The sequence below is a fragment of the Limnoraphis robusta BA-68 BA1 genome, from assembly GCF_034932365.1.
Classification (GTDB): domain Bacteria; phylum Cyanobacteriota; class Cyanobacteriia; order Cyanobacteriales; family Microcoleaceae; genus Capilliphycus; species Capilliphycus robustus.
Map to the genome: position 1 here is coordinate 185,962 of NZ_JAYGHR010000003.1, position 19,140 is coordinate 205,101.

The window sequence follows — 19,140 nt, forward strand, 5'->3', positions numbered from 1 at the left end:
GTTTTTCTTCTTCCTCTATTTAACTGACCTAGACAGAAAGAGTCCGTCGCTTGGTAGCCATGCGGTAGGCTTCGATGATGTCTCCTTCTTCCCAGTCATGGAAGGTATCGAGACCCATGCCACATTCATAGCCGGCGTTGACCTCTTTGGCATCTTCTCGCATCCGTTTGAGGGAAGAGAGTATGCCTTCGTGGATGACATTGCCTTTGCGTAGGACTCGGACTTTGCAGTTCCGAACGGCTTTGCCTGTTTGGATATAGCATCCTGCCACCTTGTTTCGACCCACGGGGAAGACGGCTCGGACTTCGGCTTGACCGAGGGCTTCTTCAACCAATTCGGGTTCAAGCAGACCTTCCATCGCGGCTTGTACATCATCTAAGAGGTTGTAAATGATGTTGTACTCGCGAATATCAACCCCAGCTTGATCGGCTGCTTGTCGGGCGCCGTTTGCCAAGGTGGTATTAAAGCCTATCAAGACCGCATCGCTAGCGGCGGCAAAATCGATGTCCGTTTCAGTGACTTCTCCGGGGGCTGCCAAGAGTAACCGCAGTTGCACTTCTTTTTGAGGAAGTTTCTTGAGGGCGTTGACAATGGCTTCTACAGACCCTTGAACATCTCCTTTGAGGATGATATTCAGTTCTTTGAGTTCTCCTTCTTGAACGCGAGCTGACAGGGCGCTGAGACTGATGCGGCCTTGGAGGAGACGAGACTTCCGTTGAGCCTGGGCGCGTTCGTCGGCTAGGGCTGCGGCTTCTTTTTCGTTCTCGAAGACCTCAAATTCATCTCCGGCGGCGGGAACGTCTCGGAGTCCGAGGATCTCAACGGCAAAGGAGGGGCTGGCGGCTTCTACCCGTTGGCCTCGGTCATCGACCATGGCTCGGACTTTACCAAGAGCTGATCCGGCTACCACGATATCACCGACGCGCAGAGTTCCATTTTGAACTAACAGTGTGGCAACAGGGCCTCGGGCTTTATCGAGGTGAGCTTCAATGACTGAGCCTCGAGCGGATCGATCAGGATTGGCTTCTAAGTCTTCAACTTGTGAAACGAGGATAATCATTTCGAGAAGCAGATCCAGGTTTTCTTTCTTGATGGCGCTGACCGGAACCATGATGGTATCACCGCCCCATTCTTCCGGAACGAGATTGTGTTCCATCAGTTCTTGTTTGACCCGATCGGGTTGGGCGCTTTCTTTGTCGATTTTGTTAATGGCGACAATAATTGGCACTCCGGCAGCTTTGGCGTGGCTGATGGCTTCGATGGTTTGGGGTTGAACGCCATCATCTGCGGCAACGACTAAGATTGCAATATCTGTTACTCTAGCTCCCCTTGCCCGCATGGCGGTAAAGGCTTCGTGACCGGGGGTATCCAGGAAGACCACCTGCTGCATTTTGCCTTCGTGTTCGACATCGACGTGATAGGCACCAATATGCTGGGTAATGCCTCCGGCTTCCCCTTGAGCGACTTTGGTTGCTCGGATGGAGTCGAGTAGGGTGGTTTTCCCGTGATCGACGTGACCCATGATGGTGACGACTGGAGGACGTCGTTGCAGGTGATCTAAATCGGCTTCATTAAAGATGTTGTCGGGTTTTTCTGCACCGGATTTCTGCTGTTCGGTTTCCAGTGGTACTTCCAACTCTTGACAGACCATCTCAATGATGTTGAAATCAAGAGTTTCAGTAATGTTAACGGCAATTCCTCGAGCAAACAGCCTGCGAATAATATCCGTTTCAGGTATAAACAGGGCATTGGCTAGCTCTTGTACGGTTAGTGAGCCGGAAATTACCAGTTTTTCGGGACGCGGAGGTTGTTTGGACTCGGCACTGTTGTTGCCGCGAGAAGAACTGCTGGAGTCTTCCGATGAACCGCCCCGGTTGCGGGTCGGCTTTTTGGCTTTTGAAGGCCCCGCACTGGCTGCCGTTGGTTTTGTTGGGGATGATGCGCTCTTTTGTTTGGGGGGACGAGCCAGTGATAGACTCACGGCTGCATCTAAGTCAGACTGACCGTTGAGGGAGCCGTCCAAGTCCTCATCCTCTTCATCTTCAATGGGAGGTTTAACGCGAGGACGCTTGGCTTTGAGTTTGGCGGCTTTGGCGGCCTTGTCTTCTTCTTCCTCATCCCATCCTGCACGTTTGGTTGTTGTGCTGCGAGTGGACTGGGGCTTTTTGAGTGCGGTGAGGGTTTTCTTCGGTCGCTTGATCTCCAGGTCGAGGTCGTCTGTCGGGGTGATGATTTCGTCATCGGTTTCGCTGTCGCTTGCCTCGGGTTCGGGTTCACTGCCTCTACGAGCGGGTGGCGGCTGAAGTTCCGGAAGCGGCTTGGGTTTGAGGGCTGTAATTTCTTTGCGAGGCTTGCGAACAACCTCTTTTTCCCTCGGCTCTTTGATGTCGGAGGTTTTGGGTTCAGAACTGCTCGGACGCTGATTTTTGGTCGGTTTGCTGGGGCCCGGCTTGTCCGGCGTTTTAGCCACTGTTGGCTGTACCTCTGGCTCCGCCGACTTAGGCGTTGGTTTATTGGATTTTAAAATCGGTTTGTTCTTCACAACGGCAGGGTCGGAGGAACTCGCCGAGGGCCGCACTGGAGGAGAGACCAATTGGGGAGCTTCCGCTAGCTGGGATGCTTGAGCGGTGTCCGGGTGATTGGACTCATCGGAAGAGGTGACTGTTGATCGCTCCGGAGGATTTTTCGCGGAACTGTCAACTGCCGGTTGGTTTACGGATTCTGATGGAGATTGAGGGGCAGAATTGGGCTTCGATAGCACAGGCCGATCTAGTAGTGGTGGTTTCTCAGAAGGCTGGGAGGGAACTGAGGGTTGGGGTTGAGTGGCTGTTGGCACGGATACTGAGTTGTTCTGTTGAGTGGGAAATCGGTTCGAGTTGGAGTTGACCTGAAGTTTGGGTTTACGAACTTCTAGGATTTGTTGTTTTTTCTTGTGATCGGCTTGAGAATCGGACAGTTTTGATGGATGGCTTGCCCGCTCGGAGTTGGAATCATGATGACTCTCGATGGGGTGGGTTGCCACATATTTCTCAATCCGTTGAGCATCTGATTCAGTAATTGTACTACTATGGCTTTTGACTGCAATGTTGAGCCGTTCACATACGGCTAAGATATCTTTGTTGTCCAAATTCAGTTCCTTTGACAACTCGTAAATTCTGACTTTGGTGTTGTTCATCCACTTTGCCCTCTTCGTACCAACCCGTTATCTACATTAGTTTATCTTGACATTTTTCTTCCCAAATTAACAATTGTAACCTGTTGTCGAGCTGACAACAGTAGCTAAACTCGCGAAGATAGCCTTGGCTCTCAAGATGAGTCTATTCTGAGGTGGCACGCTGCCAGAGGATTTGATAAATTTCTTCCGGTATGGCAGCTTTGAGCGATCGCCCCAGACGATTCTTCTTTTGAGCGGCTTTGAGACATTCGGCATTCCGACAGAGATAGGCGGAACGACCCATGCCTTGATCTAATTGTACCTGATGGGACGAGTAGACTCGAACCACTCGCCAAAACGTCTCTTTGGGAGCAGCTTGGCGACAGGCGACACAACGACGACAGTTGGGTGACATGATCAATCAGCATCTTGAAGGACATTGGGGGTCTATCTGACTCGGGTTTTTGGGTGTGAGCGGGATCAGGGCTTCACAGCCCAATCTCTCTTTTATTTTTATTTTAGAGACTGTTCCCCGATTTATGAATAACCATGACCTGATGTTCGCCTGATTATTCGGTTTCTAAGTCCTCCTCATCTTCAGAGTAATATGCTTCTTGATCCTGCAACTGTTCTGCTATTTTTTGATCTTCTGCAACTGCATCATATTTTGCAGTATCTTTGATGTCAATTTTCCATCCGGTCAGCCGAGCCGCTAAACGCACATTCTGACCTTCTTTACCAATCGCTAAACTGAGTTGATCTTCTGGGACTAGGATGTGAGCGCGACGTTCTTCGGGGTTCATCAGACGCACTTCATCAACTCGGGCTGGACTCAAGGCATTGGCAATGTAGGTTGCGGGATCGGGAGACCAACGGATGACGTCGATTTTCTCGCCTCGTAATTCGTTGACGACGACTTGAATGCGTGATCCTCTCGCTCCAATACAAGCCCCAACGGGATCAACATCGCGATCGAGGGTATCAACGGCGATTTTGGTTCGTGGGCCTACATGAGAGGAGGGCGGATTGGCTTCTCGGGCGACGGCGACAATGCGAACGACTTCATCCTCGATTTCGGGGACTTCGTTGGCAAAGAGGTATACCACTAAACCCGCGTCGGCTCGAGAGACGATCAGTTGTGGTCCTCGTTGCGATCCTTGAGAGACGCGCTTGAGATAGACTCTAAAGGTGGCATTGGCTCTGTAATTGTCGTTAGGGAGTTGCTCTCGTTTGGGAAGTTCGGCTTCGACTTCTTGATGACCGAAGCCACTGGCGACGGACATGATTACAGATTGTCGTTCAAAGCGCAATACTCGGGCTTGTAAAACTGTTCCTTCTAAGTCTTTAAACTCATCTTGAATCATTTTACGCTGCTTGTCTCGCAGCTTTTGAGCCAGGACTTGTTTGGTTTGAATGGCGGCCATCCGACCAAAATCATGTTGATCGGGTGTGACATCGAGGGTGACGGTATCGCCGAGTTGGGCTTCGGGTGCTACTTCCTGCACGTCTTGCAGGGAAATTTGATGATCTTGGTTCGTAACTTCTTCAACAATGGTTAAATTTTTAGCCAGGACGCGAAATCCTTCTTCTTCGACATCGAGTTCGACATCAAAATTGTCGAAATAGTCTTCGCTAAACGGGGTATTAATCTCAATGGTGCGACGGTAGCGTTCGTATCCTTTTAACAAGGCTTCCCGTAAGGCATCTTCAACGGCTTGCTTGGGTAAGTTCCGTTCTTGAGAAATGTTCTGGATCATGTCTTTGAGTCCAGGTAAACTGACCATTGACATAGGCTGATTCTCCTGTGTAAATGAGATCTGAATAACGAGAAATGAAGAAGAAAACTAAGAATAAAAAATAAAAAATCATTATTTTCAATTCTCAAGCCGGGTCTGAGTCGTGATCGCTTTCCCATTCCAAGGGATGCAAATGGCAATCCCCTGGAGCTGATCACGAGTGTAAAAATGCTCAGGTTTCACTCTTCTTCTTGAAGGAGAACTTCGGCAATCAGCGTGCGAGGAATTGCTATTTGTCGTCCTTTCTGATTAAGATAGACGGCTGTTTCATCGCGACGAACTAACTTTCCCAGCCGCTCCTTATAGCCTTTATAGGGTTCTGAAGTTCTGATAAGTATGGGAAATCCTTTGAAGGAAATAAAGTCGCGATCGCTCGTGAGTGTTTGAGAAATTCCGGGGCTAGAAATCTCCAACACATAAGCATCGGGAATCAAATCAACGGTATCTAATTGTTCTTCCAACGCTCGACTCATTTGTTCGCAGTCGTCTAAACCCGTGTCTCGGTTGGGGTTGCGGATATCGACGCGCAAAACAGGGGGGGCTTGGTTGGTATAAAAGACTGCTCCCACCACTTCTAATCCCAGTGCTTCAGCAACAGGGGTGGCTAGATCGATGATTTTTGGGACAAGGGGGTGAGCCATACTTCGATAGCAGAAAATTAGACTTAAGACTTCAAACTGACTCCTAGATCGGTAAACAAGATACCGAAGGAGGTGGGACTGCTGGCTGTAGCATTTCCTACAAGCTTACAGGTTGAACTGAACCCTGCCACTAAAAAAAGTGGGCTTCACCCACTTCACAGTGTCTTCCACAAGAAGTCAGACAGACAAATCCCGTTCAGAATTTATCTCTGACCTTAAGTCTACCTCAGATCTGCTACTTTTGTCAGGTGGGGGATGTCAATTTCCTTTCGTCAGTTGGCGCAGTTCTCGGGCTTCGGCGATCACTTGTTCAAAATTTTCTTCATCGACTCTTTGGACGTAATTGATTTTAAATTCTTCTAGAAAATCGACGAGGAGAGATTCAATTTCATTGAGGCTTTGTTCTTTTTGAATTTCTTGGCCGAGAGCGCTGCCAAAATGACGAACCAGTTCGTTTGATAACCGAGTTCCTACGGGATCTTCCATCGCGGTTTTAACCGTTTCATAGGTGGTTTGTGGCCCTTCAACGGCTAATTTTGATAACTCAGTAACCAGACGTTCGGTCAGTTGTGTCGGTAGATCTTGTAAGCCCGGAATTTGCTTGAATCTTGTGGAAATTGGAGACTGTTGAACAGCACTTTGAATACTATGACGGAGAATGGCTTCGATTTCGGGTTGAACTTGGGGAATGGCTTTGTATACGGTCATCTGAACTAAACGAGTGGCAAGAACTTCGATTTCATTAATATTATTGATATCGATGTAGCGACGGTTTTGAGCTTTAAAAAACTGTTTGATAAATTCTCCACTTTCGATATCATTTTGCAATTGATTAATCGCTTGAATCACAACAATTTCTGTGAGTTCTTGAGCAAAACTGCTGAGGATTCCCCGAATGGCTTGCAAACGAACTCGTTCGATATCAATCCATCCCACTTGTTCTAAACGAATCATCACCGGAAGAATTCTGAGCGATCGCCAGACGGGAATAAACAAAAAGACATCATACCAACGCCACAGCACCGCATCAAACCAGGTAAACCGCGAAAAACGGCGACCAATTAGATAAGTTCGCAGGATAAATTCGGTGATAAAAATAATGACAAAGGGTAAATCTATTTTCCAAAATTCATCGATCAACCTTCCTCGTTCACCAATTCCGCGATAATAGTTCACTTCCATAAAAGGAATGATTTCTTCATCAAACCATGCTAATTGTTGTTGGAAGCCTTGTTTTGTTAAATAGGTTGGAGTCCAAAAAATACGAAAGGCTTCTTTTGCCGAATCTTGTTCACCTGGAACTTGATCTCGCATTTTGTTTTTGATTTTTTCTAATGAACCGCTTTTGTTGGCAATGGAAAAAGGATCTTCGTTAATCAAGTTAATACTTTTGGTTTGCAAGTCTTCTAGGGTTTGATTCACCTGAGATGAATTGATCCCAAACTCTGAGTATTGCTGTTGAAGTTGTTCTACAGTTTCGATATATCCTTTGGTGGCGCGGTGGGGTTCAATTCCTTTGATTGGATCATACAATTGTATAATTTTAGGGGTGTAGCGGAAATAAAAATCGCGCAGGGGGATATAACTTAGATTAAACAAGACTAAAATAAAATTAATCACGGTTAGCAGTGTCATTAATTGTTCAAACAAAGGAACTTTTTTCTTTTTCTTACGGAATCGGGATTTTGAGGTTTGCATAAATCAGGAAAAATGAAAATTTATAGGGCTACTTTAGTTAGACTCTACTAACTTTCCATCAACACTTCGACAGATTTTTACGGAAATTTAACCATGTCAACTGCTTCTAAATTACCCCGGATCAGTGTTGTTATTCCAGCTTACAACTGTGATCGCTATGTTGCACAGGCGGTTGAGAGTGTTCTTCATCAAACTTATTCTTCTGTTGAAATTATTGTGATTGATGATGGTTCTCAAGATAATACTCGTCAAGTTTTACAGCCTTACAGCGCCCAAATTCGCTATGTTTATCAAGACAACCAAGGGGTATCTGTGGCTCGAAATCATGGCATTCATCTCGCACAGGGGGAGTTTGTAGCGTTTCTGGATGCGGATGATGTATTTCTCCCAGATAAACTGGCGGTGCAGTTAGCAGTCTTTGAGGCGAACCCGAAACTGGGAATTGTGCATAGTGGTTGGCGGCGCATTAACCAACAGGGGGAAACGTTGATGGATGTTCAGCCTTGGGAGACGGTGCCTGAGTTGAACTTAGAATCTTGGTTGCGCTGGAAACCTTTGGGAACGATGGGAACTTTGATGTTTCGTCGGAATTGGTTAGAGGAAGTTGGGGGTTTTGAACCGGGGTTAACTCATGCTGAGGATGTGGATTTAATATTACGTTTGGCGTTAAAAGGTTGTGAGGCGGAGTGGTTACGTCAATCAACGGTTTGTTATCGACAACATGATCAAAATACGATGCGAGATGGAATTTCCCAAGCGAAATCTATTAATTGGGTGTTAGAACGATTTTTTAGTCGAGAAGATATTCCTTTGGAAATTCGCCTCATTGAAAAATGGGTGCGTTACAGCACGTTGGTTTGGAGTTCTTGGTATTTATATTATACAGGTTTTCCGCGAGAAATGGTACAATATTTGCAGAAATCTTGGCATCATAGTCCCTATTTAGCAGTGGAAACCCTGATGAATTGGATGGAGAGTTTTACACAATATTCGATGAATTTGGGAGATGATTTTGATGCGGATAAACTGGGTGAAATTCCAGAGTGGAAAATGTTGATGGAATGGGTTGTTGAAAAAATGTTCCAGCCCCATCAAAATCATTAAGTTTTTACAGTCCGGCTTTCTTAATCATCTGTTCAAGTTGATTAAGATTGACGCAAATATTACGAGTGACTGGGCTAATTTTGGGATTGTCATCATCGGGTAATCTCTCCCCGAATAAGTAATAATGTTCTAAGCGACAAATATTACTGAGAAACCAATAGAGTGGGGTAACATAGCCGGGTGAAAAAATCTCAATTACTTTCGTTCCGGGGTTACAAAATGTCAGGTTAGTTAAACCTGCACCATGAGGCGCAACAACGACTTCCGCCGCATTCAGATAATGAGCTTGTTCAACGATAGACAAAGATTCTAAGTAAACTCGTTGAAAGCCATATTTTTCTAAAAGTTGAACTACGGCTTCATTATTAATTGTTTTACGATAACCGGCTTTGTTTCTATCAATATAAATTCGTTTGTAGTTCGGAATTTCGGGGCGAAGTTTCGGGTTGAGAAATGCTCGTCTGAGATATTGACATTTCCATTCTGAAATGCCAAATTCTTGGGTAATATTAGGAACTATCACTTGTTTGGCTTTCAGATGGGGATAATCAAAGCTTTCTATAATTTGATCAGCAGGAATTCCCACCGCTTCTAAAGAGTCTATTTGATATTGATTCGGACAGTGAGTGAAGACAAATTTATCAACTTTAATCTTCTCAATCTCGGATACTTTTTGAACAAGATCAAGACGAGCCACCACATCAAACATCCAATGAAAATATCCACCATTTCCCCAACGAACCGATAGAAAAGCCAGAGTTTCATCGATTTCGTGAACAGAAGAATGATGATTAGATGAGATTAAAAACTCGGGATGTCCGCTACAAAGTTCGGGAATTAATTGATTTTTTGCGTTTAAAACAGCGCTGGTTAAAATCGGATCGGCTAATACCTGTCCTTGGGGAAGGATACTCGCAAAAGCCGCAGAGGATCGAAAATAATTATGTTGGAAATCTTGATGAAGATTGTCATCTAATATAATGGGTGGTACACATTCAGTTAGACTTTCTGAATAAAGGTTAATTGTAATTACATCAGAAGCTGATTCTAAGCTAACAACTTGCTCTTTTGAATATTGACAAAAGGTTTCAATGACAATGGGGGGTAAGAGTTTATAATGGCGACAAACAATGGCTGATCCAGGATAGCCTTGATGTTCAAATATATTGGCGAGTTCATCATAGGCCTCAAAACAATGGGTTTTTAGTTCGATAGCTTTGATAAAAGCATCAATGGCATCATCCCAATTTTTTTGCTGTTGTAACGCAGAACCGAGTTTGAGATAAAGTTCGTATACATCTGGATTGACTTGAACTGATTTTTTATATAAAGCTATGGCTTCTTCCCATTGTTGTTTTTCCTGTAATAAATCACCTAGTTTTTCGTACAAAAATGGAAGATCTGGATCGATTTCTAACGCTGTTTTGTAGTGGGCAATGGCTTCATCTTGTTTGTTATTTTGCTGTAAGGCATCTGCTAATTTATAGTAAGATGCTGAAAAGTTAGGATTGATTTTTTGTGCCTCACGATAGATCGCGATCGCTTCTTCTATGTTATCTTGTTCAATTAAAGCATCTCCTATTTTAATATAAGGCCAATAGTTTTCAGGGTTGAGTTGGAGTCCTTGACGGTAGGTTTTGATAGCTTTTTCCCATTCTTGGCATTCCATCCAAGCATCTGCTAATTTAAAATAAGACCAAGATAAATTCGGGTTAATCTGGATACTTTGTAAATAACAATTAATTGCTTCTTCCCACTGTTGTAATTGGGTGAATACATCTCCTAAGCTGTTATAATAATGGCTAGCACTAGGATTGAGTTCAATTGCTTGTTGGTAGTTGAATATTGCTTCTTGCCATTGTTCTTGTTGACTCAACGCTTTACCCAACAGATAATAAAGTTTTGCTTCTTTGGGATAAAGTTCTTTCGCCTGGGAATATAAATTAACGACTTGTTCAACTAGATTCTGTATTGATAACGTTTTACCTAAGCTGAAATAATCTTCAAGTTGGAGTTTTTCTGGTTCTAATAGAGAGGCTTGATATTGACAGTTTGCTGCTTTTTCCGGTTGATTATTTTTTTGCCAAATTCGGGCTAAGTTGCGGTAAACTCCGGCTAAATTGGGTTGAATTTCCAGGGCTTTTTCATAGGAAGTTATTGCTTGTTCCCACTTGTGTTGAGACGCATATAAACTTCCTAAATTGGCATGAACTTCAGCAAAGTCGGGTTGATATTCTAAGGCTTGATGATACCAGTATTTAGCCTCATCTAGTTGTCCTTGTCGTTGCATCACAACACCCAGGATTTTGTAAGCGGGTGCAAAATTCGGTTGGATTTTCAAAGCTTGATGACACAAGGAAACAGCTTGTTTCCATTGTTGTTGAGCGATGTACAAATTTGCTTGTTGACAAAGCTGACTCGCTGCTGTTTCTGAGTTAGCCGCCAGGTTCATATTCAACGACTTTATAGGGGACTGTTTATTTATATCATTGAATTGCCGGCTTTTCTGCGGTATCAACTTAAAATTTGACGACTGTGGCTATCTTAATAGTAAGCTGTCTCTTGAAACTGGATGAGGTATTTTTCACGGATTTAACTCTCTCAGACCTGCCGCTTTGTGGCAGTAGACACAAAAAGCCCACAATATCAATGTTACTTTATTTTACTCAAAATGGGTTTTAATGTCAACCCCCTGATTAATTCCAATTAAATTCTCTCCGTAAAAACGCCTCTAATCTTTGATTAGTTGGATGAAAAAAATCCCCTAATTGTGTGCGAACATTCTCAGGTATTGGCTGATAGTATCCTTGATTGTAAGGTTTAAATTCACTCAACGAATGATCCGGTAAATTCAAAAACTCAAAAACCTTTTCAAGTGTGATTTGAGGTTTTTCATACAAGTCTTCACTTTTTAAAATCAGAAAATTTTCAGCCGGAAAGTGCATCATCCAGTTTTGTATAAATTCCACATACATTCCCCGCCAAATATATTTATAAGTTTGTTCCCAGTAGTTGGGATTAATAGAAGTTTCGGGATAATTTCCCAAGAGTTCTAATTCTAAGGAAATCGCTGCTTCGAGAGATTGTTGTTCTAATCCTAACCTAACCCAGTGATAATATTGAGAAACCGTTCTTTCAATGGGATTTCTGAGTAAAATAATTAACTTCATCTGTGGAAATGTTTTAGCAATGCGGCGAGCAACTTGTTCATCTTCTAGATAGCTAGGTGTTGATTCTCCGGTTACAAAGTTTGCAGATGACTTGAGACTCGGAAAATGAGAAAAATACCAATCAAATCCTCGTTTATAATGATGATTCCAAAAATAAATCTCTTTCTTGATTGCCGGTAAAATTTGGGGGTGTTCTTCCAAATAACGATAGAGCGAAGTCGTTCCGCCCTTCTGAGTTCCAAGAATAATAAAACTGGGACTGAGTGTTTTTTCGTTATCCCAATACTGTTCAACAATCTCAGGATGAGAACGTTTAGTTTTTTTATAAATTGCTCTTTTATAAGCAGCAATAGCAGGTTTTATTTTTCCAGATCTCGTTAAAACTTCCCCGAAGTTTAATTCAACTAAAGGAGCATCTGGATAGCGTTGAACAGCATCTTGATAAAGCGTTAAAGCATCATTCAGTTTATGGTGTTCGGCTAAAATATTCCACAAGTTCCAGTAAGACCATTGATAAAAAGGTTGAAGTTCTATCGCTCTTAGATAAGCTTGGAGAGCGGGTTCATATTGTTTTTGCTGAAAAAGAAGTTGAGCTATTTTTTGATGAGCTTGAAAGGACTTCGGATCGATTTCTATCGCTTTGTGATAATTTATAATGGCTTCATCCTGAGATTTTACTTGAAAAAAAGCATCTGCCAATCTCTGATAAGTAATTGCTGAATTTGGGTTGATTTTTAAGGCTTTTTGGTAGGTATCAATGGCTTCTAGCCAGCGTTTCAGTTGGCTGAATGCTTCACCTAAGTTATGAGCGGCTTCAAAAGAATCCGGTTGAACTCCAATTATTCTTTGATAACATTCGATTGCTTGTAAGGGTTTCTCCTGCTTAAGCAGCATATTTCCTAATGTTAGATAGTCCTCTGGGGTTGCCCAGTTTGGTTCTAATTGCAAAGCTTCATACCAATATTGTAGTGCGTCTGCTTGTCGGTTAAGCTGAGTTAATATTTGAGCAATATTGCGATGAGCAATTGCTAATTTGGGTTGAATTTCAAGAGCTTTTTGGTAAGCCTCTATCGCTTTATCCCACTGCTGCTGTTTCGTGTAAATATTCCCAATATTTGCATAAACTTCTGCCAAGTCGGGTTGAATTTCAAGAGCTTTGAGATAGTATTTTTTAGCTTCTTCTTCCTGACCTTGAACTTGTAGAGCTACTCCTATTGTTTTATAAGCGAGTGCAAATTCAGGCTTATATTTTAAAGCTTGCTGACAAGAAATAATTGCTTCCTGAAATTGCTGCTGACGCAAGTAAACCAGGGCTTGTTGATACAAGTTCATTGCCGTTGTCGTAGATTGCTCCGAATCATTCATAATGAAGATAGCTGTAATAGGTCAGGACTTTTTATTATACTCGATTCTTCAACCTGATTCGGTTGCCGAAATTGAAATCACTTCAGAATAGGTGTCAATTTCTTCATCTTTTAATCCAGTCGCTGTTTTTCTAATCATCAATTGGTAGCCTTTGTGAATAACTGTAATGGCATCAGACACCCAGTTCAAAAAACAATCAATACCCACTTTTGCCTGTTGCTCTGGATTATCGGATTCATTCACTTCATAGTCATCAAAAATAATAATTCCTCCGATTTTAGTTAAACGCCAGGATTGTAAAGTATCCTGCAATGCAGGCACCGCTTGATGGCATCCATCAATGTAAACAATATCATAAAAATTAGGTTGTAGTGAACTGAGAATATCTTGAGAATAGCCAATCATTTTAATCACTTTCTCCGGGAAACCAGTTTGATTAATATTTTGCTCAAACTCAGGCTTAAAATACGGATCGATACAGGTAATTTTCGCGGTAGGATGAGTTAAAATATAATCTAGAAACCAACAAGTAGACATTCCTTGATAGCTGCCAATTTCTAAAATCTTTAATTCCGGACTATTGCTTAAAAACTTTAAATGTTCTTGCCAGGTGCGAATATTGTTACTAAACCAGTCTTGAGTAAATTGATAGCTTCTCTGTTGACAGAGATCCCATCCTTTTAAAACAAGAGCTTTTTGGTGATATAAAATCGCTTCTTTTGCTTGACCTTTTTGAGTTAAAAGATTACCGAGTGTTGTGTAGGCATCAGGAGAATTAGGATTTTTCTGGATACTCTGATAGCATTCAGCCATAACTTGCTGAAATTTTTGTTGTTGATGCAAAACTTGTTGAATTTTTATGAAAACTTCTGGATGATTCGGTTGAATTTTATCAGCAAGCTTATGAAAAATGATCGCAGCTTCAAACTGCTGGCATTGAACTAATGCTTCCCCAAGCTGTAAATAAGGTTCAGCATGATTTGGGGTGAAGCCAAGTTCAGCAATATTGATAGAATAATTAATTGAAAGCTTTTCAGAATTCATTTGAAAAACTTGATAATACCTGTCGATAACCTTCTCAAAACTTGACTGGTTAATGTGCTGACGAATGGCATATCCCAATCGTTCATAAATGGTATTTAGAAAACTTGCGTTAAAAGGATTTTCTCTAATTTTAATGGCATAAAGATAAGCAATAACAGCATCATGCCACTGTTTTTTCTCCGAAAAAGCATCTCCTAAGTTATTATATGACCAAGCCGCTTTAGGATTGATTTTGATTGCCTGATGACAAGCTGCTATTGCGTTATCCCACTGCTGTTTTTGAATATATATTTTTCCTAAGTGAAGGTATGACCATAAGCAATTTTGGTTCAGTTCAAGGACACGACGAAAAGCAAAAATTGCATCATCCCATCGTTTGAGTTGAAATAAAGCATCTCCTAATTTTTGATAAACTATTGCTAAATTAGGATTAAGATTAATCAGTTGATGGTAACAGGCTATAGCTTCTTCAAGTTGACCCAATTTTGCTAAAACATTTCCTAAGTTTAAATAATTTTTCTCATCTTTTGGATCTAAACGAAGTGCGACTTGATAGCTAATCATTGCATCTGGCCACTGTTTTTTTTGAGCGTATATGCTAGCAATTTTGTGATAAACTTCTGCATCATCTGGCTGAATTTCTAACGCTTGAATATAAGGCTGCAAAGCGGTTTCAAGTTGTACTTTCATTGGTGTCTATGGGTTGTCTAATGGATGAATTTAAGAATAAAATTTTATCACTGTTGTTCCAGTGTTTTCGATTTTAACATAAGCACTCTGATCTGAGACTAAGCAATGCCCGCCAACTGAATTATTGTAGCAAGAGATTGTAAGTTAACACAGATGTCTTCTCCAAAATCAATAGTTGAAGATGCCTTATTTAAAGGTTCTCCAATCAAGTAGTAATACTCTAAATTACACATACTACTTAGTTCCCAATAGCAAATGACTGGATAACTCGGAACAACAAACTCAATCACCTTAGTTGCTGGAGAACAAAAGATGAGATTTGTGAGTCCGGAACCATGAGGAGCAATAACAACTTCAGCATTTCTCATACAACTGACTTGTTCTTTTATAGTCATAGACTCTAATCTAACCGATTCAACGTCAAATTTGTTAAGAAACTTAATCACTTCTTCTTCATTAATAACTTTTCTCGAGTTTGATTTTTTTCGACTAATATAAATCCGTTTTTGATTCGAGTGCCTGAAATTATTGTGAGGTAAGAAGCTATTTCTAAGAAAGTTAATACTCCATTTAGGAGTTTTTAATTCTAGAGGGCCAGGTAGAGGAGAAGGAACAATCAAGTTGGAAGCTTTAATGTAAGGAAATTTACAACTTTCAATGATCTTATCTTCGGGAATCCCGAGTATTTTTATCGTTTCCTTTTCATAGGATGTTTGATATCTATTGACAATAATTTTATCGATATTATTAAAATCAATAGAACTTCTTAGAATTAAATCGATTCGAGCCAGTATGTCAAAAAACCAATGGTAATAAACCAAACCAAATTTAACAGATAAGAACAGGACATTTCCTTCAATTTTTAGAAGATTAGGAATATTTTTTAAACCCCAAAATAATTCTCCACAACCTGTTGATAAATTGGAAACCAATTGATTCTCTGAGGTTATCACCGCGCTACTTACCGAACTATACCATGCTCTCCCATCAAGAATAGAAGCAACAAAAGCTTCTGTTGATTTAACTTTAACTCTACTAAAATTAACGTGAATATTAGAGTCAATCGTTTTAGGTGGCTTGAGCTGAACTTCAGTAGCCGAGTAAATAGAAGAATATTGTATTCTAGTATTGTGAGTTTCAGTATTAACCCACAGATTATCTGGTAATTTTAAGTATAAACTTAGCCATACTTTTGGAACTATTGCTAATCCTTTACAATCCAAATACTCTTGAAACATCCCTTGTTTTTCAAGGATTTTACTAAGCTCTGCATAAATTTCAAGATTATCGGGTTGTTCACGTAGAGCCTCAATAAAATATGGAATTGCAGCTTGATATTGATGCTGTTGAATTAAAATTTTACCAATAACGATAAAATAATAACTACAAGAATTAATTTCGGCGGCTTTTTGATAGGCAGCGATTGCTTCTGAAAACCGACTTTGTTTTTCTAGAGAATCTCCTAAATTTTTATACGAATAATCGGAATTTGGGTTAAGTTTGATCGCTTTGGTATAAGCAAGAATTGCTTCATTCCAACAATTTAGTTGTCTGAATAAATCTCCAAGCGTATGAAAGTACCACCAGCAAGTTGAATAAAGTCCTATCATATGACGATAAACTTTAATTGCTTCTTGGCATTTTTGATACTTTATCAAAAATTTTCCCAGATTAAAGTAAAATTCAATGTTATTATTTTGCTGATTTATTTTGTTGTATATCCTGATAGCTTCTTCAGGTTTTTCTAAGTGCATTAAAATTTCTATAAGCTTAAAATATGCAGGTTGAAAATCTGGTTGATTATCAACCAAGTAGATATATATTTTTTTTGCTTTTTTCCATTGATTTAGCTGTATTAATGCTTGACCTAGCTGATAATAAGACCAACAAAAATCAGGATTAATTTCAATAGACTTTTTGTAACTTTTAACGGATCTTTTCCATTGTTTAAGCTCAACAAAAATTTTGCCTAAATGATTGTAAAACCAGCAATAATTCGGAAAAAATTCTAGACCTTTTTGATAAACTTTTACCGCAGCTAACCATTGTTTTTTTTTTCTCAATAAATTTCCTAATTTTTGATAAGCTTTTAAAAGCTTTGGTTCTCGCTTTAAAGCTTGACGGTAGCATACAATTGCTAGTTGAGTTTTTTGTTGTTTTTCTAATTCTTCTCCAAAAGTAATATAGTCTTGAGAGGAAATAGTTTGAACATCTATTTCTTTTGAATTTAAAATTGCATCAATTACTTTTTCTAGTTGATCAAAATTTAGCAAAAATTGAAACAAGCTAGGATTATCTTTACAAAATGAGGGTTCTAAACGCAATGCAACTTGATAGATAATAATTGCATCTTGCCACTGTTTTTTTTGAGCGTATATGCTAGCAATGTTGTGATAAACTTCTGTATCATCTGGCTGAATTTCTAACGCTTTTACATAACACTGTAAGCTAGTTTCTAGTTGACCTTGACTCTGAAAAGCCAATCCTAAAGTTTTATAACTCTTAAGATTTGGCTGAATTTTTAAGGCTTGTTGACAAACAGCGATCGCTTCCGAGTATTTTTTCTGGCTTAAGTAATCTTCTGCTTGTTTATCAAGTTGTTGAACAGAAGATTCTAAACTCACGATAGGTTCCATAATTCGCTTTAAGTTTTATCTAAATTATCAATCAATTATTCCAGTTAAATTTCATCTCTAATAAATCTTCTAACTCTTGATTGTAAGTCTGGAAGTAACTGCTTAATAGATTTCTCATAGATTCATCCAAGTCAGGATAAGAACGAGCATTATATTTTTTATACTCAGTTAAAGGATAATTAGACAAGCCCAAAAAGTCAAACATTTGCTGTAAAATACAACTCGGATTAGAATAAAATCTCTCACTCGAAATAATAAACATTTGCTTTCGAGGGAAAATCTCTAACCATTTTTTAAAAAATTCTACATAAACGCCTCTAGCAATATAACTATTGGGTTGATTCCAGTGACTCATATTGGGAGTATTTAATCGTTCAATTTCAGAGATCATCGCCTCTTCTAAGGAACGAAATTCCCAATTCATGCTGACCCACTGATAATAGTGAGAAACCGCTCGATAAATTGGATTTCTCAAGACAACAATTAGTTTTGTTTTTGGAAAAGTCTTAAAAAGACGTTCTGGAGTTTCTGAGTGATCAAGATAACTGGGTGTTGCTTCTCCTGTTAATATATTTTGATTCGCCATAACTGGAGGAAAATGTGCTAAGTACCAGTCAATTCCCCGATGATATTTGGTTGACCAAAAATCGATTTCTTTAATTAAAGACGGCATAATCTGAGGATGTTTAGCCAAATAATAGTATAAAGACGTGGTTCCGCCTTTCTGGGTTCCAATAATGATAAAATTGGGCTGGTTAACTGGCTCTAATTTTTCAAAATTTTGCATCCAGTCGGGATGAAATTGTTGAATTTTTTGATAACAAGCGGCTTGATAACACAATAACGCTTCATCTAATTCTCCTTTTAGAGCTAAAATTTCTCCTAAATTCACATAAGACCAAATTGAGCAAGGATTTTGTTCAATAGCTTGTCGGTATAAATGTTCAGCCGTTTCTAATTTTCCTTGTTGAGCCAATATTTCCCACAATCCTTGATAGACCCAAGTTGGCATTTCCGGCTTCAATTCAATCGCTTTTAGATAGGCTAAAATAGCCTCATCCCACTCTTGCTGTTGAGATAAAGCAACTCCTAAATTATAGTAACCTTGATAGGTTGCAGGGTTAGTTTTGATTGCATAATGATAAGATTTTAGCCGTTCTTTAAGCTTTATTTGTGTTTTTTGAATCTTTTCTAACTCGATTGTGGCTGTTAAGTCTTCGGGCTGAATTTCTAAGACTATTTCATAGAATAATGCTGCTAATTTAAGGTTTTTGCTTTGATGAAAAATATCAGCCAGCTTCAGACAAGTTTCAACCTCATTTTGGGTTAACTCAAGAAGCCGACAATAATTTTGTTTTTCTCCAGAGTAATGCTGAATCGCTTCTTCTAATTTTACATAGACTTCTGACAAACTAAGTTGTCTATGAATCGCTTGAAAATAAGCATAAATCGCTTCCCCCCAGCGACTTTCTTGACTGAGAGCTACTCCTAATTTATAGTAAGACCAAGCAAAGTCGGAATCTAGAACAATAGCCTGTGAATAAGCAGAAATCGCCTCTTGAAATTGATTCATTTCTGAAAGCGCATTTCCCAAATTATAGTAAGACCAAGAAAACTTAGGATTCAGTTGAATTGCATGATGATAAGCCGAAATCGCTTCTTCCCATTTTTCTAACTGAAAGAAAGCTTCGCCTAACTGATGATAAGACCAAGAAAACTTAGAGTTCAGTTCGATTGAACGTTGATAAAGAGAAATTGCAGCCTCAATGTTTCCTTGAGAAAAAAGCAGTTCAGCTTGTTGGTAAAATTGAAATGCTTCCGGGGGGATAAATTCAGACATTC

11 protein-coding genes are annotated in these 19,140 nt (G+C 40.2%); 1 reads left to right on the forward strand and 10 read right to left on the reverse strand.

Annotated elements, in window-relative coordinates; all coding sequences use genetic code 11:
- Nucleotides 1-28 precede the first annotated feature (28 nt).
- The 5 genes from infB to VB836_RS03030 form a co-directional block, all read right to left on the reverse strand.
- Nucleotides 29-3,175, reverse strand: coding sequence for a translation initiation factor IF-2 (gene infB, locus VB836_RS03010; RefSeq protein WP_323217922.1), 3,147 nt, complete (start codon nt 3,173-3,175; stop codon nt 29-31).
- Between the two features lie 142 nt (nt 3,176-3,317).
- A complete protein-coding gene (locus tag VB836_RS03015; RefSeq protein ID WP_323217923.1) occupies nt 3,318-3,569 on the reverse strand; it encodes a YlxR family protein in 252 nt (83 codons plus the stop codon).
- A 154-nt stretch (nt 3,570-3,723) separates the two neighbouring features.
- The gene (gene nusA / locus VB836_RS03020; RefSeq protein WP_046277841.1) at nt 3,724-4,944 is read right to left on the reverse strand and encodes a transcription termination factor NusA; all 1,221 of its coding nucleotides are present in this window, start codon (nt 4,942-4,944) and stop codon (nt 3,724-3,726) included.
- Between the two features lie 185 nt (nt 4,945-5,129).
- Nucleotides 5,130-5,591 (reverse strand): ribosome maturation factor RimP, encoded by a 462-nt coding sequence (rimP, locus tag VB836_RS03025; RefSeq protein WP_323217925.1) that lies wholly within the window; start codon nt 5,589-5,591, stop codon nt 5,130-5,132.
- A gap of 258 nt (nt 5,592-5,849) precedes the next feature.
- Nucleotides 5,850-7,289: a hypothetical protein gene (locus VB836_RS03030; protein ID WP_323217926.1), complete on the reverse strand. Its 1,440-nt coding sequence runs from the start codon at nt 7,287-7,289 to the stop codon at nt 5,850-5,852.
- 93 nt (nt 7,290-7,382) lie between these two features.
- Here VB836_RS03030 and VB836_RS03035 point away from each other — a divergent pair, with 93 nt between their 5' ends.
- Nucleotides 7,383-8,393 carry a glycosyltransferase family 2 protein gene (locus VB836_RS03035; protein ID WP_323217927.1) on the forward strand — a complete coding sequence of 337 codons (1,011 nt, stop codon included), beginning with the start codon at nt 7,383-7,385 and terminating at the stop codon, nt 8,391-8,393.
- A 4-nt stretch (nt 8,394-8,397) separates the two neighbouring features.
- On the opposite strand, the gene VB836_RS03040 is transcribed toward VB836_RS03035, so the two are convergent.
- The 5 genes from VB836_RS03040 to VB836_RS03060 form a co-directional block, all read right to left on the reverse strand.
- Entirely contained in the window at nt 8,398-10,845 is a 2,448-nt protein-coding gene (locus tag VB836_RS03040; RefSeq protein WP_323217963.1) for a tetratricopeptide repeat protein, read from the reverse strand.
- Nucleotides 10,846-11,089: 244 nt separating this feature from the next.
- The gene (locus VB836_RS03045) at nt 11,090-12,928 is read right to left on the reverse strand and encodes a tetratricopeptide repeat-containing sulfotransferase family protein (protein ID WP_323217929.1); all 1,839 of its coding nucleotides are present in this window, start codon (nt 12,926-12,928) and stop codon (nt 11,090-11,092) included.
- A 48-nt stretch (nt 12,929-12,976) separates the two neighbouring features.
- On the reverse strand, nt 12,977-14,662 hold the full coding sequence (locus tag VB836_RS03050) for a tetratricopeptide repeat protein (RefSeq protein WP_323217930.1): 1,686 nt from the start codon (nt 14,660-14,662) through the stop codon (nt 12,977-12,979).
- A 98-nt stretch (nt 14,663-14,760) separates the two neighbouring features.
- The gene (locus VB836_RS03055) at nt 14,761-17,298 is read right to left on the reverse strand and encodes a tetratricopeptide repeat protein (RefSeq protein WP_323217932.1); all 2,538 of its coding nucleotides are present in this window, start codon (nt 17,296-17,298) and stop codon (nt 14,761-14,763) included.
- Nucleotides 17,299-17,329: 31 nt separating this feature from the next.
- Nucleotides 17,330-19,138, reverse strand: a complete 1,809-nt coding sequence (locus tag VB836_RS03060; protein WP_323217933.1) for a tetratricopeptide repeat protein — start codon at nt 19,136-19,138, stop codon at nt 17,330-17,332.
- Nucleotides 19,139-19,140 lie beyond the last annotated feature (2 nt).